This window comes from Nocardioides nanhaiensis (assembly GCF_039542785.1).
Lineage (GTDB): Bacteria > Actinomycetota > Actinomycetes > Propionibacteriales > Nocardioidaceae > Nocardioides > Nocardioides nanhaiensis.
Window position 1 is genome coordinate 800,983 of record NZ_BAABIM010000001.1, and the last position, 26,818, is coordinate 827,800.

General features: G+C 73.9%; 24 protein-coding genes. 9 read left to right on the top strand and 15 right to left on the bottom strand.

What is annotated here, in order from left to right:
- Positions 1–39: 39 nt before the first annotated feature.
- The gene (locus ABD948_RS03835; RefSeq protein WP_345262820.1) at positions 40–648 is read left to right on the top strand and encodes a rhomboid family intramembrane serine protease; all 609 of its coding nucleotides are present in this window, start codon (positions 40–42) and stop codon (positions 646–648) included.
- A 3-nt stretch (positions 649–651) separates the two neighbouring features.
- Here ABD948_RS03835 and ABD948_RS03840 read toward each other — a convergent pair whose 3' ends face one another.
- The 7 genes from ABD948_RS03840 to ABD948_RS03870 form a co-directional block, all read right to left on the bottom strand.
- On the bottom strand, positions 652–2,229 hold the full coding sequence (locus ABD948_RS03840) for a fatty acyl-CoA synthetase (protein WP_345262822.1): 1,578 nt from the start codon (positions 2,227–2,229) through the stop codon (positions 652–654).
- A gap of 180 nt (positions 2,230–2,409) precedes the next feature.
- Positions 2,410–3,447, bottom strand: coding sequence for a LacI family DNA-binding transcriptional regulator (locus ABD948_RS03845; RefSeq protein WP_345262824.1), 1,038 nt, complete (start codon positions 3,445–3,447; stop codon positions 2,410–2,412).
- A gap of 10 nt (positions 3,448–3,457) precedes the next feature.
- Entirely contained in the window at positions 3,458–4,933 is a 1,476-nt protein-coding gene (locus ABD948_RS03850; protein WP_345262826.1) for a GH1 family beta-glucosidase, read from the bottom strand.
- Positions 4,930–5,817: a carbohydrate ABC transporter permease gene (locus ABD948_RS03855; protein WP_345262828.1), complete on the bottom strand. Its 888-nt coding sequence runs from the start codon at positions 5,815–5,817 to the stop codon at positions 4,930–4,932. The genes ABD948_RS03850 and ABD948_RS03855 overlap by 4 nt, the downstream gene beginning before the upstream one ends.
- On the bottom strand, positions 5,814–6,866 hold the full coding sequence (locus ABD948_RS03860) for a carbohydrate ABC transporter permease (protein WP_345262830.1): 1,053 nt from the start codon (positions 6,864–6,866) through the stop codon (positions 5,814–5,816). The genes ABD948_RS03855 and ABD948_RS03860 overlap by 4 nt, the downstream gene beginning before the upstream one ends.
- A 37-nt stretch (positions 6,867–6,903) precedes the next feature.
- On the bottom strand, positions 6,904–8,214 hold the full coding sequence (locus tag ABD948_RS03865; protein ID WP_345262833.1) for an ABC transporter substrate-binding protein: 1,311 nt from the start codon (positions 8,212–8,214) through the stop codon (positions 6,904–6,906).
- 175 nt (positions 8,215–8,389) lie between these two features.
- Entirely contained in the window at positions 8,390–9,403 is a 1,014-nt protein-coding gene (locus tag ABD948_RS03870) for a TIGR03617 family F420-dependent LLM class oxidoreductase (protein WP_345262835.1), read from the bottom strand.
- A gap of 29 nt (positions 9,404–9,432) precedes the next feature.
- Between ABD948_RS03870 and lhgO the strand changes: the two genes are divergently transcribed.
- Entirely contained in the window at positions 9,433–10,641 is a 1,209-nt protein-coding gene (gene lhgO / locus ABD948_RS03875; RefSeq protein ID WP_345262837.1) for an L-2-hydroxyglutarate oxidase, read from the top strand.
- A gap of 60 nt (positions 10,642–10,701) precedes the next feature.
- On the opposite strand, the gene ABD948_RS03880 is transcribed toward lhgO, so the two are convergent.
- The 3 genes from ABD948_RS03880 to typA form a co-directional block, all read right to left on the bottom strand.
- Positions 10,702–11,340 carry a hypothetical protein gene (locus ABD948_RS03880; protein WP_345262839.1) on the bottom strand — a complete coding sequence of 213 codons (639 nt, stop codon included), beginning with the start codon at positions 11,338–11,340 and terminating at the stop codon, positions 10,702–10,704.
- A 298-nt stretch (positions 11,341–11,638) separates the two neighbouring features.
- The gene (locus tag ABD948_RS03885; RefSeq protein ID WP_345262841.1) at positions 11,639–12,133 is read right to left on the bottom strand and encodes an OsmC family protein; all 495 of its coding nucleotides are present in this window, start codon (positions 12,131–12,133) and stop codon (positions 11,639–11,641) included.
- Between the two features lie 92 nt (positions 12,134–12,225).
- A complete protein-coding gene (gene typA, locus ABD948_RS03890; protein WP_345262843.1) occupies positions 12,226–14,133 on the bottom strand; it encodes a translational GTPase TypA in 1,908 nt (635 codons plus the stop codon).
- A 208-nt stretch (positions 14,134–14,341) separates the two neighbouring features.
- Here typA and ABD948_RS03895 point away from each other — a divergent pair, with 208 nt between their 5' ends.
- From ABD948_RS03895 to ABD948_RS03905, 3 genes are all read left to right on the top strand, one after another.
- Positions 14,342–16,438, top strand: a complete 2,097-nt coding sequence (locus ABD948_RS03895; RefSeq protein WP_345262845.1) for an ATP-binding protein — start codon at positions 14,342–14,344, stop codon at positions 16,436–16,438.
- 84 nt (positions 16,439–16,522) lie between these two features.
- Positions 16,523–17,023, top strand: a complete 501-nt coding sequence (locus ABD948_RS03900) for a hypothetical protein (RefSeq protein WP_345262847.1) — start codon at positions 16,523–16,525, stop codon at positions 17,021–17,023.
- 57 nt (positions 17,024–17,080) lie between these two features.
- Positions 17,081–18,472 carry a protealysin inhibitor emfourin gene (locus ABD948_RS03905; RefSeq protein WP_345262849.1) on the top strand — a complete coding sequence of 464 codons (1,392 nt, stop codon included), beginning with the start codon at positions 17,081–17,083 and terminating at the stop codon, positions 18,470–18,472.
- A 27-nt stretch (positions 18,473–18,499) separates the two neighbouring features.
- On the opposite strand, the gene ABD948_RS03910 is transcribed toward ABD948_RS03905, so the two are convergent.
- On the bottom strand, positions 18,500–19,195 hold the full coding sequence (locus ABD948_RS03910) for an aspartate/glutamate racemase family protein (protein ID WP_345262851.1): 696 nt from the start codon (positions 19,193–19,195) through the stop codon (positions 18,500–18,502).
- A 22-nt stretch (positions 19,196–19,217) separates the two neighbouring features.
- Positions 19,218–19,985 carry an SDR family NAD(P)-dependent oxidoreductase gene (locus ABD948_RS03915; protein ID WP_345262853.1) on the bottom strand — a complete coding sequence of 256 codons (768 nt, stop codon included), beginning with the start codon at positions 19,983–19,985 and terminating at the stop codon, positions 19,218–19,220.
- Positions 19,986–20,177: 192 nt separating this feature from the next.
- On the opposite strand from ABD948_RS03915, the gene mshA reads away from it, so the two are divergent.
- Both mshA and ABD948_RS03925 read left to right on the top strand, forming a co-directional pair.
- A complete protein-coding gene (mshA, locus tag ABD948_RS03920; protein ID WP_425576521.1) occupies positions 20,178–21,443 on the top strand; it encodes a D-inositol-3-phosphate glycosyltransferase in 1,266 nt (421 codons plus the stop codon).
- Positions 21,440–21,988 (top strand): type III secretion system chaperone family protein, encoded by a 549-nt coding sequence (locus ABD948_RS03925; protein ID WP_345262855.1) that lies wholly within the window; start codon positions 21,440–21,442, stop codon positions 21,986–21,988. The genes mshA and ABD948_RS03925 overlap by 4 nt, the downstream gene beginning before the upstream one ends.
- Before the next feature lie 22 nt (positions 21,989–22,010).
- Here ABD948_RS03925 and ABD948_RS03930 read toward each other — a convergent pair whose 3' ends face one another.
- Complete coding sequence (locus tag ABD948_RS03930; protein ID WP_345262857.1) at positions 22,011–22,997, bottom strand: DMT family transporter; 987 nt, start codon at positions 22,995–22,997, stop codon at positions 22,011–22,013.
- A 215-nt stretch (positions 22,998–23,212) separates the two neighbouring features.
- Between ABD948_RS03930 and ABD948_RS03935 the strand changes: the two genes are divergently transcribed.
- A complete protein-coding gene (locus tag ABD948_RS03935; RefSeq protein WP_345262859.1) occupies positions 23,213–24,022 on the top strand; it encodes a hypothetical protein in 810 nt (269 codons plus the stop codon).
- Between the two features lie 14 nt (positions 24,023–24,036).
- Here the strand turns inward: ABD948_RS03935 and ABD948_RS03940 are convergent, their stop codons facing one another.
- Together ABD948_RS03940 and ABD948_RS03945 are read right to left on the bottom strand one after the other, a co-directional pair.
- A complete protein-coding gene (locus tag ABD948_RS03940; protein ID WP_345262861.1) occupies positions 24,037–24,714 on the bottom strand; it encodes a response regulator in 678 nt (225 codons plus the stop codon).
- The gene (locus ABD948_RS03945) at positions 24,711–25,883 is read right to left on the bottom strand and encodes a sensor histidine kinase (RefSeq protein ID WP_345262863.1); all 1,173 of its coding nucleotides are present in this window, start codon (positions 25,881–25,883) and stop codon (positions 24,711–24,713) included. Before ABD948_RS03945 ends, ABD948_RS03940 begins: the two co-directional genes overlap by 4 nt.
- A 122-nt stretch (positions 25,884–26,005) precedes the next feature.
- Here ABD948_RS03945 and phoU point away from each other — a divergent pair, with 122 nt between their 5' ends.
- Positions 26,006–26,674: a phosphate signaling complex protein PhoU gene (gene phoU / locus ABD948_RS03950; RefSeq protein ID WP_345262865.1), complete on the top strand. Its 669-nt coding sequence runs from the start codon at positions 26,006–26,008 to the stop codon at positions 26,672–26,674.
- Positions 26,675–26,818: the final 144 nt, after the last annotated feature.

The following is a 26,818-nucleotide window of genomic DNA, read 5'->3' on the forward strand; positions in this document are numbered from 1 at the left end:
GCCGGCTCGGGACTGGAGCGGCTCGGTACCGTGGACGGCGTGAGCCTCCAGCAGCGTGACATCGACCGGCCCTCGGTGTGGGTCGCCGCCGCCGTGCAGTCGGTGGGCTTCGTGGCGCTCCTCTGGGTGCTGGAGATCGTCGACGTCGCCTCCGGCAACAGCCTCGACGAGCTGGGCATCCGGCCGCGCAGCGACGAGGGCCTGGTCGGCGTGCTGCTCGCGCCGGTGCTGCACTACGGCTGGGGCCACCTGATCAGCAACTCGGTGCCCGCGCTGATCCTGCTGTTCCTCGTGCTGGTCTCCGGGATCGGGCGAGGGCTGGCCGCGACCGCGATCATCTGGCTCGTCGGCGGCCTCGGCGTCTGGCTCACCGCGCCCGCCAACTCGGTGACGATCGGCACCTCGATCCTGATCTTCGGGTGGCTGGTCTACCTGATGATCCGCGGCATCTGGAGCCGCAGCGCCGGCGAGATCATCCTCGGCATGGTGCTGTTCTTCCTCTACGGCGGTCTGCTGCTCGGCGTGCTGCCCGGGCAGCCCGGCATCTCCTGGCAGGGGCACCTGTTCGGCGCGATCGGCGGCGGACTCGCCGCCGCCCTGCTCAGCGACCCGCGGCGCGCACGCTCCCGCGACCGCTACGTCGTCTGAGCCTCAGGCCTCGCCCGCTGCCAACCCGGCGTGCTCGTCGCGCAGCTGCCGCTTGAGGATCTTGCCCGAGGGGTTCTTGGGCAGCGCCTGCGCCACCACCACGTACTTGGGCCGCTTGTAGCCGGCGAGCACCTCGCGGGCGTGCGCCATCACCTGCTCGGAGGTCACCTCGACCCCCTCCTTCGGGACGACGACGGCGGCCACCGCCTCCACCCAGCGCGGGTGGTCGACACCGAACACCGCCACCTCGGCGACGCCGGGCAGCTCGTAGAGCGCCTCCTCCACCTCGCGGCTCGCCACGTTCTCGCCGCCGGTCTTGATCATGTCCTTCTTGCGGTCGACGACGTAGAGGTAGCCGTCGTCATCGACGTAGCCGAGGTCGCCGGAGTGGAACCAGCCGCCCCGGTAGGCCTCCGCGGTCTTGGCCTCGTCGCGGTAGTAGCCCAGCGTCGCGTGCGGCGAGCGGTGCACGATCTCGCCGACCGTGCCAGCGGTGACCTCGGCGTCCTGGTCGTCGACGATGCGGGTCTCCACGTTGAGCGCCGCGCGACCAGCGGAGCCGGCGTGCGTGAGCTGCTCGTGCGGGCCCAGGATCGTGGCCAGGGGAGCCATCTCGGTCTGACCGTAGAAGTTGTACAGGTCGACGTCGGGCAGTCGCTGCTGCATCTCCTTGAGCACCTCGACCGGCATCGGCGAGGCACCGTAGTAGCCGGTGCGCAGGCTGGAGAGATCAGCGCTCTCGAACTGGGGCGAGCGCAGCAAACCGATCCACACCGTCGGCGGCGCGAAGTACTTGGTGATCCGGTGCTGCTCGATCGCGGCCAGCACCGCCGCCGGGTCGGGGCCGGGCAGGATCACGCTGGTCGCGCCGAGGTAGACGTCGACGCCGAGGAAGCAGTCGAGCTGCGCGCAGTGGTACATGGGCAGGGTGTGCAGCTCGACGTCGTCGGCGGTCATCCGGCCGTCGATCGCGCAGGAGACGTACTGCCACAGCAGCGACCGGCTCGAGAGCAGTGCTCCCTTGGGGCGCGACTCCGTGCCGGAGGTGAACATCATCCGCACCGGGTCGTCGTCCTCGACGACGACGTCGGGCGCCGGGCCCTCGTGCTCGAACCAGGTCTGCAGGTCCACCCAGCCCTCGGGCACCTCGCCGCCCGCCAGCCGGATGACGGCGCGCACGGGCACCGACCCCTCCGCCTGCTCCACCGCGGCGCTCGCCACCGGCACCAGCGCGTCCTCGACCACGAACGCCGTCGCACCGCTGTGCTCCAGGATGAACGCGATCTCCTCGGCACCCAGCTGGAAGTTGATCGGCACCAGCACGACGCCGGCGCGCGCCGCCGCGAAGTCGAGCACCGCGAACTGCCAGCAGTTGTGGCTCAGCAGCGCCAGCCTCTCGCCCTTGCTCAGCCCGGCCGCGGCGATCGCACCGGCAGCGCGGTCGACCAGGTCGTCGAGCTCGGCGAACGTCAGGCTCGCGTCGCCGTCGATGATCGCCGTCTTCCGCGGCACCCGTCGCGCGGTGCGGCGGGGCAGGTCGCCGAGGGACTGGCTGCGGGCGTGGTGGGGCAGCTGCGTCATGCCACGAATCTAGCCACGAGTGGCGTGGGTCACCAACGGTGCCTTGCCGGTGGCGTGGCGGTGGGGACCGGTGGTCGGGTCGCGGGGTCTCGGTACGCGCCGTCCCTCGCAGGCTCGGGACGGCGCTACTCGACCACCGGTGCTCACAGGGTCGGGACCGCGCTGCTCCACCACCGACGGTCAGGCCGAGCCGCGGCGCACGATGGTGGGCGGGAAGACCACCCGCATCGGCGTGCCGGCGGTGCCGCCGTCGACCTGGTCGAGCAGCAGCCGGGTGGCCTGGGCCGCCATCTCGCGCACCGGGTGGGCCACGGTGGTCAGGCCGGGCTCCGTGCGCTCGGCGACGCCGAGGTCGTCGTAGCCGACGATCGCCAGCTGGTCGGGCACCGCCACACCCTGCGCCTTGAGGTGTCGCAGCGCGCCGGCCGCCATCAGGTCCGAGGCCACCACCAGGCCGTCGAGGTCGGGGTGACGCGCCAGCAGCGCCGCGGCGGCGCGCTCGCCGGAGTCCTCGGTGAAGTCCCCGTGCTCGACGGCGTCCGCGGCGAGACCGGCCTCGGCCAGCGCCCGGCGCCACCCCTCGAGGCGGTCCAGCCCCGCGGTCATGTCCTCGGGGCCGGCGATGGTGCCGATGCGCCGGCACCCGCGCTCCACCAGCACCCGGGTGGCGTCCTGCCCGCCGGCCACGTTGTCGGTGTCGACGTACGAGACCCGGTCCGACGAGCCCCACGGGCGACCGACGAAGACGCTCGGCAGCGCCAGGTCGGCCAGCTGGCCGGCGAGGTCGCTGCGGTGGTGGGAGACGACGAGCGCGCCGTCGACGTGCCGGTTGCGCAGGTAGCGCAGCATCCGCGCCTCCTCCTGGCCGGGCCGGGCGAGGAGGAGCACCAGCTGCAGGTCGCGCGCGGAGAGCACCTCGGTGACACCGCGCAGGGTGCGGGCGAAGAAGGGGTCGGAGAACACGCGCTCGTCCGGCTCGGGCACGACGACGGCCACCGAGTCCGTGCGGCGCCGCACCAGGCTGCGTGCCGCCGGGTTGGGGGAGTAGCCCAGCCGGCGCACGGCGTCGTCGACGGCGGACTGCGCCGCCGGGCTGACCCGGTTGCCGCCGTTGATGGCGCGGGAGGCCGTGGCGCGGGAGACGCCGGCCACGCGGGCGACGTCGTCGAGGGTCGCCGAGGCGCCGCCGTTCGCCATCGCCTCGTTGAGCCGGTCCACGCGCGCCAACCTAGTCCCTCCCGGCCGGGACGATGCCCGTGCGCGCCACCTCGGCGTACCACCGCGCGCTCGCCTTGGGGGTGCGCACCTGGGTGTCGTAGTCCACGTGCACGACGCCGAAGCGCTGCGCGTAGCCGTAGGCCCACTCGTAGTTGTCGAGCAGGGACCACACGTAGTAGCCGCGCACGTCGACGCCCTGCTCCATCGCGGCGTGCAGCGCCAGCAGGTGGTCGCGCACGTAGGCGAGCCGCGCCGGGTCGCGCACCTCGCCGTCGGCGTCGACGACGTCGTGGAAGGCCGCACCGTTCTCGGTGATCACCAGCGGGGGCAGGGCGGCGCCGTAGTCCTCGCGCAGCCGCAGGAGCAGGCGGGTCAGGCCCGAGGGCTCGACCTCCCACCCGATGCTCGTGCGCGGCAGGCCGCGGCCGGGCACCACGATCCCGCCGCCCACGAACGGCGACGACGTGGGCCGCGCGGGGTGCTCGACGCCGCCGTCGGGCTCGACCGCCACGTCGCGGCCGGCGTAGGCGTCGCCCTGGTAGAAGTTGACGCCGAGCACGTCCAGCGGCTGCGAGACGAGCGCCAGGTCGCCGTCGCGGACGACGTCGAGCCACCCCCCGCCGCGCCACGGCAGCCTGGCTGTGTCGGCCAGGAGGTCCGCGGGGTAGCTGCCGCGCAGCACCGGGTCGAGGAAGAACCGGTTGAACTGGGCGTCGACCCGGCGGGCGGCGTCACGGTCGGCCGGCTCCTCCGGGTCGTGCGGGTCGGCGACGGTCATGTTGAGGGTGATGCCGAGGTCGGCCTCGGTGCCGGCGGTGCGCAGCGCCTCGATCGTGAGCCCGTGCGCCAGCAGCAGGTGGTGCCCGGCGACCATGCCGGCCACCCCCTCCTGGCGGCCGGGGGCGTGCTGCCCGCCGGTGTAGCCGAGGAAGGCCGAGCAGAACGGCTCGTTGAGCGTCGTCCACACCGGCACCCGGTCGCCCAGCACCCCGTGCAGCGCCACGGCGTAGTCGCGGAACCGCTCGGCGGTGTCGCGCTCGAGCCACCCGCCGCGGTCCTCCAGCGCCTGCGGCAGGTCCCAGTGGTAGAGCGTGAGCCAGGGCCGGATGCCGGCCGCGAGGAGCTCGTCGACCAGGCGCTCGTAGAAGTCGGTGCCGGACCGGTTGAGGGATCCCCCGTCGGGGCACACACGCGCCCACGACGTGGAGAACCGGTACGACGCCAGGTTCAGCTCGCGCATCAGGGCGACGTCGGCCGGCATCCGGTGGTAGTGGTCGCACGCGACGTCGCCGGTGTCGCCACCCAGGACGGCGCCGGGCGCGCGGGCGAAGGTGTCCCAGATCGAGGCGGTGCGGCCGTCCTCGGCTGCTGCGCCCTCGATCTGGAAGGCCGCGGTGGCGGCGCCCCAGGTGAAGCCCGGCGGGAAGGTGACCCCCTCGCCGGTGGGCGGGGCGGGCGTGGCGAGGGGGGAGGAGAGGGTGGTCATCCCTTGACGGCTCCTTGCATGATGCCGGAGACGAACTGCCGGCCGGTGACGATGAACAGGACGAGGAGCGGCACGGTCGCGAGGGTCGCGCCCGCCAGCACGAGGCTGTAGTCGGTGTAGTAGCCGCTCTGCAGCTGGTTGAGCGCGATCTGCAGCGTGGGGTTGTCGCCCGGCAGCACGATCAGGGGCCAGAAGAAGTCGGTCCACACCTGCATGAAGGTGAAGAGCCAGAGGATGGCGGCCGCGGGCCGGGCGGCGGGCACCGCCACGTTCCAGAAGATCCGGATCATCGAGCAGCCGTCCATGCGGGCGGCCTCGATGAGCTCGTCGGGCACCGCGTCCACCAGGTACTGGCGCATGAAGAAGACGCCGAACGCGGTGACGACCCAGGGGACGATGACGGCCCACACGCTGCCGGTCCACCCCAGCTCGGCCATCAGGATGAACAGGGGCACGACGCCGAGCTGCGTGGGCACCGCCATGGTGGCGACCACGAAGACCAGGAGAGCAGTGCTCCCACGGAACCGCAGCTTGGCGAAGGCGAACCCGGCGAGCGTGGAGAAGAAGACCACCGAGGTGGCGGTGACGGTGGAGACCAGCACGCTGTTGCCCATGGCCTTCCAGAACGGCACGGAGTCGAAGACCCGCGCCGCGTTCTCGAGGAAGTGCCCGCCCGGGAGCAGGGGCGGAACCTGCTGCGTCACCACGTCGGAGGTGTGCGAGCCGATCAGGAACGACCAGTACAGCGGCGCCGCCGACCCGAGCACGAAGGCGATCAGCAGGCCGTAGACCAGGAACCCCGGGTTCTGGGCGAGCCCGCGGGCGGCGCGGGTGCGCCTGGACCGCCCCGGGGGGCGCACGGGCGGGTCCGCGATCGCCGTCATCGGCCGCCTCCCAGCGCGTTGACCCGGCGGGTGATGACGAAGTTGACCATCGCGATGCTCACGATCAGCAGGAAGAGGAGCCAGGCGGTGGCGGAGGCCTGGCCGAGGTCGCGCAGCCGCCACCCGAAGTCGTAGATGAGCATCGTCAGGGTGCTGAACTGCCGGTCGCTGCCGCCGTTGGCGGCGGCGGTGTTGTCGAACAGGCGCGCCTCGGTGAAGATCTGCAGCCCTCCGATGGTGGAGGTGATGATCACGAAGATCATCGTGGGCCGGATCATCGGCAGGGTGATGCTGCGGAACTGCCGCACCCGGCCGGCGCCGTCGATCGCGGCGGCGTCGTAGAGGTCGCGCGGGACGGCCTGCATGGCGGCCAGGAAGATCAGCGCGTTGTAGCCGGTCCAGCGCCAGTTGACCATCGAGGCGATGGCGACGTGGCTCGCGAACCGGTCGGTGTGCCAGCCGATCGGGCCGACGCCGACCCAGCCGAGGGCCTCGTTGAGCAGGCCGTAGCGGTCCCCGAAGAGGCTGCCGAAGATGATGGCGACGGCCGCCGGCGAGACGACGAAGGGCAGCAGCACGCTCATCCGCCACAGGGTGCGGCCGCGCAGCTGGGTGTCGAGCAGCGCCGCCAGGCAGACGGCGATGACCACCTGGGGCACCGAGGAGAGCAGGAAGATGCTGATCGTGTTGACCAGCGACTTCAGGAAGTAGGGGTTCTCCAGGACCGTGCGGAAGTTCTCCAGGCCGACGAACTCGCCCTGGCCGCCGATCAGGTTCCAGTCGAAGAGCGACACGTAGGCCGTGTAGACCAGCGGGAAGAGCCCGACGACGGCGAACAGCAGGAAGAACGGCGAGACGTAGAGGTACGGCGAGAACCGCACGTCCCACACCGAGACCCGCTGGCGCCAGGTGAGGCGCGGTGGGACCGGGGCGCCGGGCAGCGTCGTCGCGGTGGCGACCGTGCCGCGCGGGGGCTCGGCGGCCCGGCCTCCCCCCGCGGCCGACGCGGTGGCGTCGTCCGCGGGAGGCAGGTCGAGGTCGTGGGTCATGGGTGGTCTCCGGGGGCCGGGAGGTCAGGGCGGTCGGTCAGCCGAGCGCGGAGGCGTCGCTGACGAAGGTCTCCCACGACTCCTCCGGGGTGTTCGAGCCGTCGTCGACCCGCAGGAGCGCGGCCTGGAAGGCGGCCAGGACGTCGGGGTAGTGCACGCCCTTGAACGGCTGCATGGTGAGGGCCTCGGCGCGGTTGGAAAGGATCTGGCCGGTGGGGGCGTCGTTGAAGAACGGGTTGGTGCCCTCGGTCAGGATCGGGTCGCCGAGCGCCTCGGGCTGGCTGGGGAAGGGGCCCTTGGCCTCGTAGGCGCGCAGCTGCTGCTCGGGGCGGGTGATCCACTCCGCGAACTGCTGGGCCTCCTCGGGGTGCTCGGACTGCGCCGGGACGACGAGGAACGAGCCGCCCCAGTTGCCGGCGCCGCCGGGGAAGACGTCGGCGAAGTCCCAGCCCTCGACGCCGGCGGCGTTGCCCTCGACGATGCCCAGCATCCAGCCGGGGCACGGCATCGTGGCGTGGCCGTCGTTCTGGAACGATGCCGTCCAGTCGTCGTTCCACTGCGCCAGCCGCGTGGAGAGGCCCGCCTCGGAGTTGGAGGTGACGGTCTCCCAGACCGCCTCGAGCTCGGGGTTCTCGACGTCGATCTCGCCGTCGGCGTTCTCGAAGGGGTACTCGATCTGGTTGATCATGGCCTGGCCGATGCTGCCGCTGGAGTCGTACCAGGCGGTGTCGGGCATCGCCGCGACGAACTGCTCGCCGGTGGCGTAGTAGTCCTCCCAGGTGCCCATGAGCTCCGCGACCTCCGCGCGGTCGCTGGGCAGGCCGGCCTCCTCGAAGAGGTCGGCGCGGTAGCAGATCCCCTCGGGGCCGATGTCGGTGCCGTAGCCGATCAGCTGGCCCTCGTCGTCGGTGGCCTGGGTCTCGACGAAGTCATACCAGCGGCCCTCGACCGCGGGGTCGGCGAGGTCGACGAAGGCGCCGGACTCGGCGAGGATCGCCCGCATCGCGTCGCCCTCGACGGCCTCGATGTCGGAGAGGCCGGAGTTGGCGGCCAGCTTGGTGTAGAGGTTGTCCTTGGCCTCGTCCCAGTTGGCGACCTTGCGCTGGGTGACCTGGATGTCGGGGTTCTCGGCGTTCCACTCCTCGATGAGCTCCTCGTAGCCGAACTCGTTGAAGGTGGCGATCGAGAGCTCGACGGCGCCGTCGGCGGAGTCGTCCTCGCCACCACCGCACGCGGCGGTGAGGGAGGCGACCAGGGCGGTGACCGCCGCGAGGGCGAGGCCACGACGGCGGCGGGCGCTGCGCGTGGTGCTGCGAGTGGGGCTGCTGGTGGTGCGGTTGAGCGTCACGATGGGCTCCTGCGGTGTGCTGCGAGGCCGGACCGGGATGGTGGGTCCCGGTGTGGAGACGCCCGCCTCGAAAGTGTGAGAGCGCTTCCACCAAGGTGCGAAGAGAGTGACACGCGTCACGATGCAGCGTCAAGGCCTGCCGGCCAACCGGTTGCGTGCGAGCGTGGAAACGCTCTCACCGAGCGTGCAGCGCGGCGGCCAACCGCCCGAGCTGCGTCGCCGAGGGGGAGTGTCCGGGGAAGTAGGTGCACACCCGGTCGGCCCCGAGCGGGGCGAAGCGCCGGGCGATCTCGGTGGCGCACTCCTCCGGCGTGCCGCGCACGGCCAGGGTGGCGAGCGCGGTGTCGTCGACCAGCGCCATCATCGCCGCCACCTCGCCACGCTTCGAGAGCGCGTTGAGCTCGGGCTGCAGGTCGCCCCAGCCCTCGACGTCGAGCACCGGCCGGTACGCCGGCGTCGAGCCGTAGAAGCCCAGCAGCGCCCGGACGCCGTCGTCGGCGGCCCGCTGCTCCTCGGGGGTCTCTCCCATCGCGCAGATGGCCTGCGGCAGCACCGCGAACCCGGCGCGGTCGCGGTCGCCGCGGGCCAGGCCCTCCTCGACGGCGGGCAGGGTGCGCTCGCGCAGGTGGCGCTCGGAGTTGAACGGCATCACCAGCAGGCCGTCGGCCACCTCGGCCGCGGTGCGCGTCATCACCGGCCCCAGGGCCCCGAGCAGCACCGGCGGACGGCCGAAGGGGTGCGGGCCGGGCACGAAGGTCGGCGGCATCAGCGTGTGGGTGGTGTGCTCGCCGCGGAAGTCCAGGCGGGTGCCGTGCTGCCAGGAGTCGAGGATCGCGACGACGGCGAGCACGATCTCGCGCATCCGCGCCGCCGGCGGGCTCCACGTGGCGCCGTACCGCTTCTCCACGTGCGGGCGGATCTGGGACCCCAGCCCCAGCCGGAAGCGGCCCCCCGACATCAGGTGCAGGTCCCACGCGGTGTGCGCCAGGTGCATCGGGCTGCGCGGCATCGCGATCGCCACGTTGGTCATCAGGTCGGCCTGCACGACCCCGGCGGCCGCGGCGAGCGGCAGGAACACGTCGTGCGGTCCCTCGAAGGTGAACAACCCGTCCGCGCCGGCCTCCACCAGCTCGCGGGCACGCTCGGCGGAGCGGTCGGGGCGGGCGTCCAGCTGCACGTCGAGGAGCATCGCGGCAGTGTCGCAGTAACCTGGGGCCGATGGGCACCACTGTGGTCGTGGGCGGCGGCATCCTGGGCGCGGCGGTCGCGCGGCGACTGCTGCAACAGCGGCCCGACGAGCGCGTCGAGGTGTGGGAGAAGGAGCGCGCGCTCGCCCAGCACCAGGCCGGCCGCAACTCCGGCGTCGTCCACGCTGGGCTCTACTACGAGCCCGGCTCGCTGAAGGCCACGCTGTGCCGCCGCGGCGTCGGCCTGCTGCGCACGCTGTGCGCCGAGCACGGCCTGCCCTACCGCGAGATCGGCAAGGTCCTGGTGGCGCTCGACGACGCCGAGGTCGTGCGGTTGAGCGGGATCCGCGACCGCGCCGCGGCCAACGGGGTGCCCGGCGTCCGGCTCGTCGACGCCGCCGAGCTGCGCGAGCTAGAGCCGCACGTGCGCGGCGTCGCCGGGCTGCACTCGCCCACCACCGCCATCTGCGACTACGCGGCGGTCACCCGGTTGCTGGCCCAGCAGGTGGAGGCGGCCGGGGGAGTGGTGCGGCGCGGACTGGCCGCCACGCAGGTGCGTCCCGACCGGGTGCTGGGTCGCACCCTCGCGGGCGACGACGTCGAGGTGCCGGCCGACCGCGTCGTGCTCTGCGCCGGCCTGCACGGCGACCGCCTCGCCGCCACGGCCGGCGGCTCGTCGTCGCCCCGCATCGTGCCGTTCCGCGGCGAGTACCTGCTGCTGCGCCCCGAGCGCCGCGACCTCGTGCGCGGTCTGGTCTACCCCGTCCCCGACCCGCGCTACCCCTTCCTGGGCGTGCACCTGACCCCACGCGTCGACGGCGAGGTGCTCGTGGGCCCGAACGCCGTGCTGGCGCTGGCGCGCGAGGGCTACGACTGGGGCTCGCTCAGCCCACGCGACCTCGCCGAGGTGGCCCGCTACCCCGGGTTCCGCCGCTTCGCACGGCAGCACTGGCGCACCGGCGTGCGCGAGGTGGTGGGCTCGCTCAGCACGCGCGCCTACGTGCGGGCCGCGCGTCGCTACGTGCCCGAGCTGCGGGTCGCCGACGTCGCCCCCGGGCCTGCCGGCGTCCGTGCCCAGGCGCTCGACGACGACGGCGGGCTGGTCGACGACTTCCGCATCGACCGGCTCGGCGACCGCGGTCAGGTGGTGGCGGTGCGCAACGCACCCTCCCCGGGTGCCACCTCCGCCCTGGCCATCGCCGAGCACGTGGTGGCCCTCGCCATCTCCGATAGTGCGTAGCAAAGTGGTCGTGGATCGACGGCGCCGACGACCAGCTTGCTGCGGACTATCTCGCAGCGGTCAGCGCGAGGCGCGCGCCCGCTCGGCCAGCCGGGTGGCGGCGGCCCGCACGAGCGGCAGCTCCTCGGGGTCGCGCGCCGCCTCGTGCGGCACCCGGCCGCCGGTGAGCGCCGCCGGCTGGGTGAGCCAGATCCAGGTGCGCCACGGGTCCAGGCCCGCCGTCAGCAGCGGCTCGAGCACGGGCAGCAGCTCCTCGCGCACCTCGCCGGCGTCGTCGAGCTGGAAGGTGGGCACGAGCACCCCGCCGTCGTGCGGCACCAGCAGGACGGCGCCCCGCTCGGCCGCCTTGTGGACGGCGAAGCGCGCGGCGTCCGCCGAGGTGCCGCGGCGCTCGCCGAGCCCGGCGTAGTCCAGCCAGCCGCCCGCGAGCAGCTCGGCGCGCACCCGCGCCTCGCGGCGCAGCTGCACGAGTCCCACGGGGACCGCGTGCTCGGGGTCCTGGCCCTCGGAGGTGAGCAGCTGGGCCAGCCGCTCCAGCGCGGGGCGCGGCAGCGGCGCGCCGGTGCCGGGCTCGCGCCACTGGGCGTGGCCGTCGTCGTCACGGGTGAAGGTGGGCAGGCCGGCCGGCGCGAGCTGCTCGACGAGGCCGAGCCGCTCGAGCCTGAGGGCGAGCCGGTCGGCCAGCTGGTCGTCGTCCACGACTCTCATCCTCCCCGACGCCGCCGATCACCCGCCCAGCGCGTCGGCGGACCGGCCCCTCGACCCGGCCCGAGTGCGCACGGGTCGAGCGCCGACCCGGCCCGAGTGCGCACAGGTCGAGCGTCGACCCGGCCCGAGTGCGCACAGGTCGAGCGCCGACCCGGCGCGAGTGCGCACGGGTGGGGCGTCGACCCGGCCCGAGTGTGCACAGGTCGAGCGCCGACCCGGCCTGAGTGCGCACAGGTCGAGCGTCGATCCGTCCGTGCCGCAGCCGGGTCGGCGGGAGGCGCTCAGGCGCTCAGGCGCTCAGGGCCTCGACCTCGCTGCCGGCGGGCACCTGGGTCCACGAGGTGACGAACTCCAGGCCGCTGCGGCGGAAGAGCTGCGAGACGGGGCAGCGACGGTCGGTCTCGGCCTCGAGCCGGGCGAACTGCTCGGGCGTGGCGTCGGTCTCGATCCGCGCCGTGACCTCGACCCGGTCGAAGTTGGCGTTGCCCTCCTCGCCCCCGACCAGGACCGCGGTGTCGAGGTCGCCCTGCACCCGGAAGTCCAGGCGGCCCAGCGTGATGCCGAGGTCCTTGGCCACCAGTTGCGCGGTGACCTGGTTGCACGAGGTCAGCGAGCCCAGGGCGTAGAACAGCGGGCTCGGTGCGGCGTCCTGGCCGCCGAAGGCGGGGTAGGCGTCGGTCTCGAAGCGGTGCGGGGAGTCCGGCACCTGCAGCTGCTGGGCCACGCCGGTGCCGGTGCCCTCCACGACGAAGGGGACGACGGTCTGCTTGGGACGCGTGCTCATGACGACTCCTGATCTAGATGAGAAAGTACATCTAGATTGTAGGCATAGAGCCTCAAGCCCTGTCCGGACCGGCGCAGCCGCACGCAGCCGGGTCAGCCGCGAGCGGCCTTCCGTGCCCGCGAGGCGGTCTTGGCGCGGTCGTTCTGGTCGAGCACCACCTTGCGGATGCGGACGGCCTCGGGGGTCACCTCGACGCACTCGTCCTCGCGGCAGAACTCCAGGCACTGCTCGAGGCTCAGCCTGCGCGGGGGGATCAGCTTCTCGAACGCGTCCGCGGTGGCGGAGCGGATGTTGGTCTGCTGCTTCTCCCGGGTGATGTTGACGTCCATGTCCTCGGAGCGGGAGTTCTCGCCGACGATCATGCCCTCGTACACCTCGGTGGTGGGCTCGACGAACATGACGCCGCGCTCCTGCAGCGAGGTCATCGCGTAGGCGGTGGCGGCACCCTTGCGGTCGGCCACCAGCGAGCCGTTGTTGCGCGAGCGGATCTCGCCGGCCCAGCGCTCGTAGCCCTCGGAGATGTGGTGCGCGATGCCGGTGCCGCGGGTCTCGGTCAGGAATTCGGTGCGGAAGCCGATCAGGCCGCGAGCCGGGACGATGAACTCCATGCGCACCCAGCCGGTGCCGTGGTTGGTCATCTGCTCCATGCGGCCCTTGCGCTGGGCGAGCAGCTCGGTGATGGTGCCGAGGTGCTCCTCGGGAGCGTCGATGGTGAGGCGCTCGAAGGGCTCGTGCACCTTGCCGTCGACCTCGCGGGTGACCACCTGGGGCTTGCCCACGGTCAGCTCGTAGCCCTCGCGGCGCATCTGCTCCACCAGGATGGCGAGCGCGAGCTCGCCGCGGCCCTGGACCTCCCAGGCGTCGGGGCGGTCGGTGGGCAGCACCCGCAGCGAGACGTTGCCGATCAGCTCGGAGTCCAGGCGGTCCTTGACCATGCGGGCGGTGACCTTGGAGCCCTTGACCCGGCCCACGAGCGGCGAGGTGTTGGTGCCGATCGTCATCGAGATGGCGGGCTCGTCGACGTGGATCAGCGGCAGGGCCACCGGGTTCTCCGGGTCGGCCAGGGTCTCGCCGATGGTGATCTCGGGGATGCCCGCGACGGCGACGATGTCGCCCGCACCAGCGCGCTCGCCCGGGGTGCGCTCGAGGCCCTCGGTGATCAGCAGCTCGGTGATCTTGACGTTCTTGACCGAGCCGTCGCGACGCATCCACGCCACCTGCTGGCCCTTGCGCAGCTCGCCCTGGTGGATACGCAGCAGCGCCAGCCGGCCCAGGAAGGGGGAGGCGTCGAGGTTGGTGACGTGCGCCTGCAGCGGCGCACCCTCGGTGTAGACGGGCGCGGGGATGGTCTCGAGGATGGTCTCGAAGAGCGGCTCGAGGTCGGTGCCGTCGGGGAGCGTGCCGTCCTCGGGCTGCGTCGTCGAGGCGATGCCGGCCTTGCCGGAGGCGTAGACGACGGGGAAGTCGAGCGCGTCCTGGCTGTGGGAGTCGTCGAGCAGGTCCATGAACAGCTCGTAGGTCTCGTCGACGACCTCCGCGATCCGGGCGTCGCTGCGGTCGACCTTGTTCACGACCAGCACCACCGGCATGTCGGCGTTGAGCGCCTTGCGCAGCACGAAGCGGGTCTGCGGCAGCGGACCCTCCGAGGCGTCCACCAGCAGCACGATGCCGTCGACCATCGAGAGCCCGCGCTCCACCTCGCCACCGAAGTCGGCGTGGCCGGGGGTGTCGATGATGTTGATGGTCATGCCGTCGTCGTAGCCGGCGGCCTTGGCCGAGGGACCCGTGTAGTGGATCGCGGTGTTCTTGGCGAGGATCGTGATGCCCTTCTCGCGCTCGAGGTCACCGGAGTCCATGACCCGGTCGGCGACGCTCTCGGCCTGGTGCTCGGTGAAGGCGCCGGCCTGCCGGAGCATCGCGTCGACCAGCGTGGTCTTGCCGTGGTCGACGTGCGCGACGATCGCGACGTTGCGCAGGTGGGCGGTCTTGGTTCCAGGCATGGCGGGACGACGTCGCTTCCGATGGAGGAGCGGGGCCGGCCGAGCGGGGCCCCGAGGGCGCGTCGATTCTAGTGCCGCCGGGGCTCGCGGCCCCCATCGGCGGCGCCCGGGCACGGACGTCGTCCGGCGTGGACGCCCGGGCGGGACTACGCTGCCCTCGCCGCCGCTCGGCACGGGGCCGGACGGCGGGGAGCCTCCCGAGGTCGGCATGAGTGACGCGTTGAGCCGCGCGCTGGAGGGCGGTGACGCCGCCGAGGTGGCGGCCGCCCTGGTGGCCGACTCCTCCCTGCTGCTGCGCCGCGGCGACCTCTCCGCGCTCCGTGCGGCTGCCGAGGTGGTGGCCCCGGACGGCGGCCCGCTCCCGGTCGCGGTGGCCTGGCGCCTGGGGTTCGCGCTGCACCAGGGCGGGCACTTCGACGAGGCGCTCGCCACCTACGAGCGGGCCGTCCTCGACGGGTACCCGCCACCGTCCCCGCCACCTTCCCGGGCCGACGTCGCCCAGCTGCTGGCCTCGCACGCCTCCACCCGTTGGGCCCGCGGCGACGCCGTCGGCAGCCGGGCCCTCGCCGACCGGGCCCTGGCGGAGGCGACGACGAGCGCGGACGACTCGGCCCTGGCCTCGGCCTGGGTGGCCCAGGCCCTGGTGTGCGCGTTGGAGGGCGACCGCAACACCAACCTGCACGCCTACGAGAAGGCGCTCGCCGCCGCGCGACGAGCGGGTGACCTGCTCACCCAGGTGCGCGTGCTCAACAACCTGGGCTCGCTGGAGACCGAGGAGGGCCGCTACGCCGCGGCGCTGGTGCACCTCGACGACGCCGTCGCGGTGGCCGAGGCCGAGATCTCGACCCCCATCCGGGCGCTCACCCTGATCAACCGCGCCGAGGCGCTGCTGGGCCTCGGTCGCGTCGACGAGGCGCTCGCCGAGCTGACCCACGCCGGCCGGCTGGCTCGCGAGCAGGGGTCGCCGCTGCTGGCCTACGCGGCGCTCGGCGTCGGCGACGTGAACCGTGTGCGCGGCAACGCCACGCAGGCCGCCGTCAGCTATCGCGAGGCCGTGACCCTGGCCGAGCGCACCGGTGACGCGCAGGTCCTCGGCGCGGCACTGGCCGGGCTGGCACGCGCCGGCATCGTCGAGGACCCCGAGGAGGCGCGGGCCGCCGCCGCGCGGGCGCTCGCCGAGCCGGCCGCGATGGGCACCGTGGAGCCCCTCCTGGCGGCGGGCTGGCTGGCCCTGCACGACGGCGACGCCGCCGCCTCGGCGGACCACGGTCGCCGCGCCGCTCGCGAGGCGGGACGTCGTCGCGACTCCCGCGGGCTGGCCGAGGCGCTGGAGCTGCGGGCGCTGGCCGAGCCCGGGACGCCCGCTGCCCGGGACCTGCTGGAGGAGGCGGGCACCCTCTGGGCCGCGACCGGGCACGCCATCGGCCGCGCCACGAACCGGGTGCTGGCGGCCCGCGCCCGCGGGGACGCCGTCGCGGAGCAGGCCGCCCGCGGCACCCTGCGCAGCCTCGGGGTCCGCGACGACGCCCACCGCATCGCGGGGCCGCTGCAGGCCCTCGGCGAGCACGCCGGTGCGAGCGTCGTCCTGCGGGCGCTGGGCGCGTTCTCGGTGCTGCGCGACGGCGTGCCGGTGCCGGGCTCGGCGTGGCAGTCCCGCAAGTCGCGCGACGCGCTGAAGCTGCTCGCCGGCCGCAGCGGGCGGCCGATCACCCGCGAGGCGCTGAGCGAGCACCTCTGGCCCGGGACCCCCGGCACCGGCGGCCGGCTCTCGGTCGTGCTCTCCACGGTGCGCGCCGTCCTCGACCCCGAGAAGCGGCACGGCGCCGACCACTACCTGCTGGCCGACCGGGCCACGGTGGCGCTGGCTCGGCCGACCGTGGAGGTCGACGTCGACCTGTTCGTCAGCGCCGCCCGCGAGGCGCTGGGGGCGGCCCGCGGTGCCGAGCCGGGCGCCGTCGAGGCCCTGGAGCGCGCGGCAGCGCTCTACACCGGCCACTACCTCGAGGACGACCCCTACAGCGACTGGGCCGAGGAGCGGCGCGAGGAGCTCCTGGCACTGGTCCAGGAGGTGCGTCGCACCCTCGCCCAGACGCTGCTGCGTGGCGACCAGCCCCAGCGCGCGGTCGGCTGGCTGGTGAGCGCCCTCGCCGACGACCCCTACGACGAGCCCACCCACCACGGGCTGCTGCGCGCCCTGCACCGGGGCGGGCGGTACGGCGAGGCGCGGCGCCACCACCGCGCCTACGCGGCGCGGATGGGGGAGATCGGGGTCCCGGCGGCGCCGCTGCAGGCGGTCACGGGCTGACCCGAAGGTTTCCCGAAGGGGCGGCGCGCAGGGTGGCGCCACCGATCACGGTGCCGCAGCGGCACCCGTCCGAAGGGAAGCACCATGACCTCGCTCCTGCCCTCGTTCCTGCGCCGCACGACCCCCGCCGTCGCCCTGATGGCCGGCATCGCCCTGCTCGCCGGCACGGGTGGCGCCGTCGCCGGCGGCATGATCACCGGCGCTCAGATCAAGAACGGCACCGTGACCGGCGCCGACGTCAAGAACCTCTCGCTGACCACCCAGGACCTCAGGTCCGGCACCCTGCTGGCCAGTGACCTGCGCCCGTCGGCGCAGGAGGAGCTGCAGGCGGTGAGCGCCTGGCGCGTCGTCAGCTCGACCACCGGCCCGCTGACCAACAACACCAACGCCAACCGCACCGCCACCTGCCCGGAGGGGACCAAGGTGCTCGGGACCGCGGCCTACTGGTCGGTGAGCCGGGTGGCCCCGCAGGTGGTCATCGCCAACGACGGGCAGAGCATCACCGCCTACTCGACCAACACCTCGGGCGGCAACGACACCATGTACGTGCAGGCGGTGTGCGGTCACGTGGTGCCCGCCAGCTGATCCCACCCTCCTGCCCGACCCTTGAGGGTTGTCGGTGGCGTGGGGTGCACTGTGGTCATGTCTCGGACCCCGCCCCCCGCCCGCCCCGTCCCTCCCGCCTGCGGCGTCGTCCCGCCGTACCTGCTGCGCCACCTCGCCGAGGCCACCGGTCGGTCCGGGGGTGAGGCCGGGCCGGCCGAGCGCACCCTCGTGGTCGACGAGCAGCTCCGCAGCCGCCGGGCGGCGCGTGCGGTGACCGCCCCCGGGCCGGCCGCGTCGCCCGGCCCGGACTGGCTGGTGCACGACGCCGAGGGCGGCACCACGCTGCCCGGGCGGCCGGTGCGCGCGGCCGGCGAGCCGCCGGTGGGCGACACGGCCGTGGAGGAGGCGGCCACCGGCATCACCGCCGCGCTGGCACTGCTGCTCGAGGAGTGGGGGCGCGACTCCTACGACGGCGCGGGCCGCACGGTCAGCGCCAGCGTCCACTACGGCCAGCAGTACGCCAACGCCTTCTGGGACGGCGTCCAGCTGGTCTTCGGCGACGGCGACGGCATGGTCTTCGAGCGCTTCACCCGCAGCGTCGACGTGCTGGCCCACGAGCTCGGGCACGCCGTCGTGGAGCGCACGGCGGGACTGCTCTACCAGGGTCAGTCGGGGGCCCTCAACGAGTCGTTCTGCGACGTCATGGGCTCCTGCGTCAAGCAGCGGGTGCTGGGGCAGCAGGCCGCCGAGGCCGACTGGCTGGTGGGCGCCGAGCTGTTCTCCGCCGGGGTGCAGGCTCGCGGCCTGCGCGACCTGGCCGCCCCCGGCACCGCCTACGACGACCCCCGCCTGGGGCGGGACCCCCAGCCGGCGCACCTGGACGACTACGTCGAGACCACCGACGACAACGGCGGCGTGCACCTCAACTCCGGCATCCCCAACCGGGCCTTCCACCTGGCGGCCACGGCGCTCGGCGGCACCAGCTGGGCCGGTGCCGGCCGGATCTGGTTCGCGGCGCTCACCGGCGGTGCGGTCCCGCCCGACGCCGACTTCGCCACGTTCGCCCGGGCCACGGTGGCCGCGGCCGGCCCCGACGCCGCCGCGGTGCGCGAGGCCTGGCAGCAGGTGGGCGTCGTCGTCGAGGAGTCGACGGCGCAGAGCGACACCCCCGGGGCGCCGGTCGCGCCCGCCGCGGCCACGGGGGAGGTGCGCGTGCGGCGCAGCGGCGGCATCGTGGGCCGCGCCGTCGAGGCCCAGGTGCGGCTCGACGACGAGCAGGCGCTCGCCCAGCTGCCCGAGCTGCCGGCGCTGGTGGAGCGCGCCTGCCGCACCCAGGCGTGGCAGAGCCCACCGGCGCCGCGCCCGGTGGCCGACGGGTTCAGCTACGAGTTCGAGCTGGAGGGGCAGGTGCAGCAGCTGCCGGAAGCGGCGCTCAACCCCGAGCTGCGCCGGATCGCCCAGCTGCTGCTGGGGGAGGGTGGTGCCTGAGGACCAGTGCCAGTGCCAGTGCCAGGGTCAGGCCGAGCCGAGCGCACGGTCGAGGGCGGCCTCCACGTGCAGCGTGGTGCACGGGAAGACCGGCAGCTCGGAGTCGGCCTGGTGCACCAGCAGCTCCAGCTCGGTGCAGCCCAGGATCACCCCACCGGCGCCGGCGTCCCACAGCTCCTCGATCAGCCCCACCACGGTGCGCCGCGAGGAGTCGAGCACCTGACCGTGCACGAGCTCCTCGTAGATGATCCGGTTCACCTCGGCGTGGTGGCGCTCCTCGGGCACCAGCACCTCCAGCCCGTGGCTGGCGATCCGGTCGGTGAAGAAGCTGCGCGACATCGCGAACGTGGTGCCCAGCAGAGCCACCTTCTCCACGCCCTGGGCGCGGCAGGCCTGGGCGACGACGTCGGCCAGGTGCAGCACCGGCACCTCGACGGCCTCGGCCACCTGCTCGGCGACCCGGTGGAACGTGGTGGTGCACAGCACCAGGAAGTCGGCACCGGCCCGCTCGACGCCGCGCGCGGCCTCGCAGAGCACCGCGGCGACGTCGTCCCAGCGCTCGGCCTCCTGCAGCGCCGTGACCTCGGCGAAGTCGACCGAGGCCATCACGGTGCGTGCCGAGGAGAGCCCGCCGACACGCTTCTCGACGCCCTGGTTGAGGGCCTGGTAGTAGGCGGCGCTGCTCTCCCAGCTCATCCCGCCGATGAGTCCGATGGTCTGCACGGGGGGAAGTCTGGCACGCGCCTTACTCGGGCAGGCGGTAGACCTTGTGCTGCGCGGCCTGGGCCTTGGGGCGGATGACGATCTCGTCGATGTTGACGTGGGCGGGGCGGGTCGCCATCCAGGCGATCGCGTCGGCGATGTCGTCGGCCACCAGCGGGTCGGGGACGCCCCGGTAGACCGCGTCGGCCTTCTCCTGGTCGCCGTCGAAGCGCACCAGCGAGAACTCCTCGGTGCGCACCATGCCGGGGGCGATCTCCATGACCCGCACGGGCTGGTCGAAGAGCTCCAGGCGCAGGGTCTCGGTCACCACCTGGGTGCCGTGCTTGGCCGCGGTGTAGCCGGCGCCGCCCTCGTAGGCGATCCGACCCGCGGTGGAGCCGACGTTGATGATCGCGCCCGCGCCGGAGGCGACCAGCGCCGGCAGCAGGGCGCGGGTGACCTGCATCAGGCCGATCACGTTCACCTCGTACATCGCCCGCCACTCCTCGGAGCTGGCCTGCGCCACCGGCGTCGAGCCGTAGGCGCCGCCGGCGTTGTTGACCAGCAGGTCCAGCCGCGGCCCGACGGCGTCGGCCAGCGCCGCGACGGCGGCCTCGTCGGTCACGTCGCAGGCCATGGCGGTGCCGCCGATCTCGGCCGCGAGCGCCTCGATCCGCTCGACCCGGCGTGCCGCGCACAGCACGTGGTAGCCCTCGGCGGCCAGCCGGCGGGCGGTCGCCTCGCCGATGCCGCTGCTGGCGCCCGTGACGACGGCGGTGCGGGCCGATGTGCTGGTGGTGTTCTCGCTCATGGGCGCCATTGTGCCCACCCCGCGGATGCGTGCCGGCGACCCCGGCCCGCGCTGCCCCGCGCCCGCGGGCTGTGGACCGGCCAGGAATGATCGGGGGGAGCGGCCGGTTGCCGCCCTGGGTACCTGTCAAGGGTGCCGGGTGGGTGCTGCCCGGGCCGCGCCGCGGCGAGGTGCACGAGTGGAGGTGGAGCAGTGGGGCCGATCCGGCGGCTGGCGATGGTCAGCCTGCACACCTCCCCGCTCGACCAGCCGGGCACCGGCGACGCCGGCGGCATGAACGTCTACGTCGTCGAGCTGGCGCGGCGGCTCGCGGCCCGCGACATCGAGGTCGACATCTTCACGCGGGCCACCTCCTCCTCGCACGGGCTGGTCGTGGAGGCCTTCCCCGGCGTCGCGGTGCACCACGTGCACGCCGGGCCCTTCGAGGGGCTGACCAAGCACGAGCTGCCAGCCCAGCTGTGCGTCTTCGCCCGTGAGCTGCTGCGCGCCGAGGCCGCCCACCCGGTAGGCCACTACGACGCGCTGCACTCCCACTACTGGCTCTCGGGGCAGGTGGGGGCACTGGCGCGCGACCGGTGGCGGGTGCCGCTGGTGCACTCCATGCACACCATGGCCAAGGTCAAGAACGCGGCGCTGGCGCAGGGCGACCTGGCCGAGCCCCAGGCGCGGCTGATCGGCGAGCAGCAGGTGGTCGAGGCGGCCGACCTGCTGATCGCCAACACCGACCTGGAGGCCAAGCAGCTGATCAACCTCTACGACGCCGAGCCCGGTCGCGTCGAGGTGGTCTACCCCGGTGTCGACCTCGAGGTGTTCACCCCGCTCGAGGAGCACGCGCGGGCCGCTGCCCGCGCCGAGCTCGACCTGCCGCCGGGCTCCAGCGTCCTGCTCTTCGCCGGGCGCATCCAGCCGCTGAAGGGCCCCGACGTGCTGCTGCGCGCCGTCGCGGTGCTGCTGGCCCGGCGCCCCGAGCTGCGCTCGTCGCTGGTGGTCCCGGTGGTGGGCGGCCCGTCGGGCACCGGGCTGGAGCGTCCCACCGCGCTCACGGCCCTGGCCGCGCAGCTGGGCATCGACGACGTCGTGCGCTTCGTCCCGCCGGTGGGGCAGCAGCAGCTGGCCCGCTGGTACGCGGCGGCCGACGCCGTCGCCGTGCCCTCCTACAACGAGTCCTTCGGCCTGGTGGCCGCCGAGGCCCAGGCGTGCGGCACTCCCGTGGTGGCGGCCGCCGTCGGCGGCCTCACCACCGTCGTGCGCCACGAGCACAGCGGCCTGCTGGTGGAGGGGCACGACCCCGAGCCCTGGGCCCAGGCGCTGCTGCGGATCGTCGACGACGAGCCGCTGCGCGCGGCGCTGCGGGCCGGTGCGCCGGTGCAGGCCGGGCAGTTCTCCTGGGAGGCCACCGCCGACCGGTGCCTGGAGGCCTACGACCGTGCCCGCACCATGATGAGGGAGCCCGCATGACCCCCGACCCGACCCCCGGGCTCACGCCGAACGGACCCGTGGAGGCCGCCGACCCGGTGGTGGCCGCCGTCGTCCGTGCCTACCTGACCGACAACGAGCTCGACGCCGCCGAGCTCAGCCCCGGCGTCTTCTCCTTCTCGCTGCCCGGCGAGCGCAAGCTGCAGACCGCGGTGCGCCTCGACGTCGGGCGGCACGCGTTGGGCGTGCACGCCTTCGTGTGCCGGCGGCCCGACGAGAACCACGAGCGGGTCTACCGCTGGCTGCTCGAGCGCAACCTGCGCCTCTACGGCGTCGCGTTCGCGCTCGACGCCGCCGGCGACATCTACCTCGACGCGCGGCTGCCCCTGGCCGCCGTCAGCCCCGACGAGCTGGACCGGCTGCTGGGCTCGGTGCTCACCTACGCCGACGAGTCCTTCAACACGCTGCTCGAGCTGGGCTTCGCGACCGCGATCCGCAAGGAGTGGGAGTGGCGGACCTCCCGGGGCGAGCCGACCTACAACCTGGAGGCGTTCCGCGGCTGGCTCGAGAGCGGCACCGGGGACTGACCCCCGCCCCGTCCTGACAGGCTCAGCGCGGCGCGGGCGGCTCGGTGGCCAGCGTGCGGGGCTTGCGGCGCGCCACCGCGACGCCGACCAGGCACAGCAGGCCGCCGAGGTAGGCCACCGGCGGCGGCGCCTCGCCCAGGAACAGCAGACCCAGCACGATCGTGATCGGCGGGACCAGGTAGGTGGTGACCCCCAGGCGCGAGGCGTCCATGTGGGTGAGCGCATAGGCGTAGGTGGTGAAGGCGACCGCCGTCGGGAAGACGCCGAGGTAGACCAGCCAGGCGATCGAGGAGCCGGGCGCCGCCTGGGCCTGCGTGAGCAGCTGCCCCGCGAAGGGCAGGCATACCACCGCACCCACCGTGCACGCGAGCCACGTGACGTGCACCGCGGCCAGGCTCGCCATCAGGGGCTTCTGGACGATCACGCTGACGGCGTAGACCACCGCCGCGAGCAGGCACAGCAGCACCCCCAGCACGTCGCGGCCGCCGGCCCCCTCGGAGGCCAGGGCGATCAGCCCGACGCCGGCGAAGGCCAGCGCCAGACCGAGCCCCAGCCACGCTGTGAACCGCTCCCCGAGCACCAGGGCCGCCAGCAGCGCGATCAGCACCGGAGACACCTGGATGAGCATCGCGGCCGTGCCGGCGTCGACCCGCTGCTCGCCCTCGTTGAGCGCCACGTTGTAGACGCCGAACCACAGCACCCCGATCACCAGCACCGAGCGCCACTGCGCCGCGCGCAACCGCGGCACGCCGCGCCCCAGTGCCACCACCGCCAGGCACAGCGCGCCCACCAGCAGCCGGCCCAGCGAGAGCGCCCCGGCCGAGAAGTCCTCGCCCAGGTGCCGGATCGCCACGAACGCCGAGGCCCACAGCACCAGCGTGACGCCGACCGCGGCCACCGGGAGCCACGTGGGCGGCGTCGGCCGCGCCTGGTCGGCGGTGCCCGGCGTGGAGGTGCCGGCGGCCGAGCCGGGGGAGGGAGCGGGACCTGCCCCGCGCGAGCTGCTCACCCCCGCAGCCTAGGAACCCGCGCCCCCGTCTGACACGCGGGTTTCGGACACCGCACCCGCTTCGCCTGCCATCTGCCCCCGTCCTGGCTCCGGGTGCGCCGGGTCGAGCACCGACCCGGCGCGCTCCGTGCCGGGTCGGTGGGGGCTGCGCCGACTACGGTGGTGGCAGCGGGTGCGTGGCCCGTGGTCGGCATGGGGTCGGCGAGGGGGAGTCGATGACGGTGAGCAGGTGCCCGCGGTGCGGTGCCGAGCGCACCGACCCCGCCCTGCCCTGCCCGGTGTGCGCGTTCCCGCAGCGCGACCCGGTCGGCGACACAGCGATGCGCCCCCGCCGGCCGCCGCCGGGGCCGCCCGGTCCGCCGCCACCCGGTCCGCCCCCGTCGTTCTGGCCCAGCGCCCCACCGCCACCACGGCGCTCCCGACGCACGCCGGTGCTCGCGCTGCTCGCCGTCCTGCTGGTGGTCGGCGTCGTCGTGGCCGGGCTGGTGTGGGGGCCCGACCTCCTGGGGGGTGACGACGACCCCGGCGCCACGCCCGAGCCCTCGAGCAGCGCATCGACGACCGGCCCGTCCACGACACCGACACCGACGCCCACCCCGACACCCACGCCCACGCCCACACCGACGCCGACCACGTCACCGCCGACCCCCAGCGCTCCGCCGCCCCGCCCCAGCCGCGACCTGGCCGCCGAGCGCGCCCAGGCGCGTCGCACGGCCCTGGAGGGGCTCCAGGCGTGGGCACGGGTGCAGGCGGGTGAGTCACGGGCGTGCCGGGCCGCCGTCCGCGCCACCGTGCTGCCGGGGCGCGGGCCGCTGCGCCGGTGCGGCGCCGACCTGGGCACGCGCCCCGGGCTCGACCTGCGCCTGCGCGTGCTCGGCGTCGAGCTCGGACGGCGTGCGGGCAGCGTGACCGTCCGGTTCAGCGACCGGTCTGCCGACGGCGGCGCAGGCAGCGGTCGTCGCGACTACCCGCTGGTGCGGCGCCAGGGCCGGTGGCTGCTGGACTTCCGCGAGTCGACCGGCTGAGCCCCGGGCATCCCTCAGAGGTCGAGCTTGTAGCCCAGCCCCCGCACCGTGACCAGGTAGCGCGGCTCGCTCGGCTCCGGCTCGAGCTTGGCGCGCAACCGCTTGACGTGCACGTCGAGGGTCTTGGTGTCGCCCACGTAGTCCGAGCCCCACACGCGGTCGATGAGCTGCCCGCGGGTCAGCACCCGGCCGGGGTTGCGCAGGAACATCTCGAGCAGCTCGAACTCCTTGAGCGGGAGCCGCTGCTCGCTGCCGTCGACGGTCACCACGTGGCGCTCGACGTCCATGCGCACCGGCCCCGCCTCGAGGGTGTCGGGGGAGAGGTCGGGGTCCTGACCGCGACGCAGGACGGCGCGGATGCGGGCCACCAGCTCGCGCGGCGAGTACGGCTTGGTGACGTAGTCGTCGGCGCCGAGCTCGAGGCCCACCACCTTGTCGACCTCGTCGTCCTTCGCGCTGACCATGATCACCGGCACGTTGCTGGTCTGCCGGATCGTGCGGCACACCTCGGTGCCGGGGATCCCCGGCAGCATGAGGTCGAGCAGCACGATGTCGGCGCCGTTGCGGTCGAACTCGGTGAGCGCGGTGTTGCCGTCCGCCGCGATCGCGACCTCGAACCCCTCCTTGCGCAGCATGTAGGCCAGAGCGTCGCTGTAGCTCTCTTCGTCCTCGACGACGAGTACCCGTGTCACGGGCGTTCCTCCTGTGTGGTGGTGCTGAGGGCGGGGTGGTCGGGGGAGTGCTGGGGCAGCGTCAACGTGAACGTCGACCCCTGCCCCTCCACCGACCACACCCGCACGTCGCCGCCGTGGGTGGCGGCGACGTGCTTGACGATGGACAGTCCCAGGCCGGTGCCGCCCGTGGAGCGGTGGCGGGCCGGGTCGACGCGGTAGAAGCGCTCGAAGATCCGGTCCATCTCGTCGGTGGGGATGCCGATGCCCTGGTCGACCACCGAGATCTCGACGTTGCCGTCGGTGGCCCCCTCGACGGCCTTGGTGGTGACCAGCACGGTGGAGTCGCGTTCGGAGTAGCTGACGGCGTTGGCGACCAGGTTGGCGACGGCCGCGGTGACCTGCTCCTCGTTGCCGAGCACCTTCAGCCCCCCGACCCCGCCGGTGACGACGGTGACCCCCTTCGCGGAGGCGTCGATCGCGGAGGTGTCGACGGCGACCGCGATGGCGTCGTCCAGCGAGACCGGCAGCGGGCTCTCCAACGGCTCGTCGCCCTGCAGGCGGCTGAGCTCGATGACCTGCTGCACCAGCCGCGAGAGCCGGTCGCTCTCGGTGAGCATCCGGCCGGCGAACCGGCGCACCGCCTCGGGGTCCTCGGCGGCCTCGTCGGCGGCCTCGGCGAGCAGCCGGATCGCCCCCACGGGCGTCTTGAGCTCGTGGCTCACGTTGGCCACGAAGTCGCGGCGGACCGCCTCGACGCGGCGCTCCTTGGTGCGGTCCTCGACCAGCACCAGGATCAGTCGCGACCCCAGGGGCGCGACCCGCGCCGTCACGTGCCGTGCAGGCGCCGCGGTGCGCTGCATGAGCAGCTCCGTCTCGCGGATCTGGCCGTCGCGACGCACGTGGGTGACCAGGTCGGCCAGCTCGGTGTTGAGCAGGGTGGTGCCGCGCACGAGCCCCATGGCGTAGGCCGGGGCGGAGGCCTTGAGCACCACGTCGGCGTCGTCGACCACGACGGCGCTGCTGCGCAGCACCGAGAGCACCGCGGCCACGCCGGGCGGGACGACGGGCTCCTCGACGACGGGCTGGCGGTACTGCTGGCGCTCGCTGACGTGCCAGGCGAGCACGGCACCGCCGCAGACGATCGCACCGATCGCCGCGGCGACGAACGCCTGCACCGTCGGGTCCACGCCCCCCAGGGTACGGCTCCGTCCGCCCGGGACTCACCGGGCGAGGCGCGGCTTCGCAACGTTCACCGCTCGTTCACCCCGCGCCTGCGGTCGCGCAGCCGGCCGGGGTTACGGTCCTCGGCATGCGTGATGCCTTCGACGACCAGCTGTCCGAGATGTTCGCCGACCTCGCCGGCATCGCCGGCATGGTCGAGGTGGCCATCGAGCGCGCCACCGTCTCCCTCATGGACGGTGACGCCTCCCTGGCCGAGGCCGTCATCTCCGCCGACGCCGAGATCGACGCCGTGCGCGAGAAGGTCGAGGACGACGCCTTCGCGCTCCTCTCCCTCCAGCAGCCCGTGGCCGGCGACCTGCGCACGGTCGTGGCGGGCCTGCGGATGGTCACCGAGCTCGAGCGGATGGGTGACCTGGCTGTACACGTGGCCAAGATCGCCCGCCTGCGCGTGCCCGAGACCGCGGTGCCCGAGGACGCCCGCGCCACCATCAGCCGGATGGCCGACGTGGCCCGCGACATGGTGCAGCGCGTCGTCCAGATCATCATGGACCGCGACGTCGAGGCCGCCATCGCGCTGGGCCGCGACGACGAGGAGATGGACCAGCTGCGCCGCGCCAGCTTCACCGAGCTGCTCTCCGACTCCTGGCAGCACGGTGTCGAGGCCGCCGTCGACATCGCCCTGCTGGGCCGCTACTACGAGCGGCTCGCCGACCACGCCGTCTCGGTGGCCAGCCGGGTGGTCTTCGCCGTCACCGGTGAGTTCCCCAGCCGGGACCGCAGCGCGCTGCCTGCCTGAGTCGGCGGCCTGGTCCGGCCCAGGGCCGGGCTGCGCCCGGCCTGGTCCGGGCTGCGCCTCGCTCTCCGCGGGTTCGTTCCTCACCCGCGGGTCGCTCGACTGGTGCTCGATCCGTGAGTCAGCGGGTCTCGACGCGCTCCCCGC

Bases quoted from the DNA above. Each gene is read 5' to 3' on its own strand.
- ABD948_RS03840 (WP_345262822.1), bottom strand. From the start codon at position 2,229: ATGACGCAGCTGCCCCACCACGCCCGCAGCCAGTCCCTCGGCGACCTG.
- ABD948_RS03850 (WP_345262826.1), bottom strand. From the start codon at position 4,933: ATGACCACCCTCTCCTCCCCCCTCGCCACGCCCGCCCCGCCCACCGGC.
- ABD948_RS03855 (WP_345262828.1), bottom strand. From the start codon at position 5,817: ATGACGGCGATCGCGGACCCGCCCGTGCGCCCCCCGGGGCGGTCCAGG.
- ABD948_RS03860 (WP_345262830.1), bottom strand. From the start codon at position 6,866: ATGACCCACGACCTCGACCTGCCTCCCGCGGACGACGCCACCGCGTCG.
- ABD948_RS03870 (WP_345262835.1), bottom strand. From the start codon at position 9,403: ATGCTCCTCGACGTGCAGCTGGACGCCCGCCCCGACCGCTCCGCCGAG.
- lhgO (WP_345262837.1), top strand. From the start codon at position 9,433: ATGGGCACCACTGTGGTCGTGGGCGGCGGCATCCTGGGCGCGGCGGTC.
- ABD948_RS03885 (WP_345262841.1), bottom strand. From the start codon at position 12,133: ATGAGCACGCGTCCCAAGCAGACCGTCGTCCCCTTCGTCGTGGAGGGC.
- typA (WP_345262843.1), bottom strand. From the start codon at position 14,133: ATGCCTGGAACCAAGACCGCCCACCTGCGCAACGTCGCGATCGTCGCG.
- ABD948_RS03895 (WP_345262845.1), top strand. From the start codon at position 14,342: ATGAGTGACGCGTTGAGCCGCGCGCTGGAGGGCGGTGACGCCGCCGAG.
- ABD948_RS03900 (WP_345262847.1), top strand. From the start codon at position 16,523: ATGACCTCGCTCCTGCCCTCGTTCCTGCGCCGCACGACCCCCGCCGTC.
- ABD948_RS03905 (WP_345262849.1), top strand. From the start codon at position 17,081: ATGTCTCGGACCCCGCCCCCCGCCCGCCCCGTCCCTCCCGCCTGCGGC.
- ABD948_RS03915 (WP_345262853.1), bottom strand. From the start codon at position 19,985: ATGAGCGAGAACACCACCAGCACATCGGCCCGCACCGCCGTCGTCACG.
- ABD948_RS03925 (WP_345262855.1), top strand. From the start codon at position 21,440: ATGACCCCCGACCCGACCCCCGGGCTCACGCCGAACGGACCCGTGGAG.
- ABD948_RS03935 (WP_345262859.1), top strand. From the start codon at position 23,213: ATGACGGTGAGCAGGTGCCCGCGGTGCGGTGCCGAGCGCACCGACCCC.
- phoU (WP_345262865.1), top strand. From the start codon at position 26,006: ATGCGTGATGCCTTCGACGACCAGCTGTCCGAGATGTTCGCCGACCTC.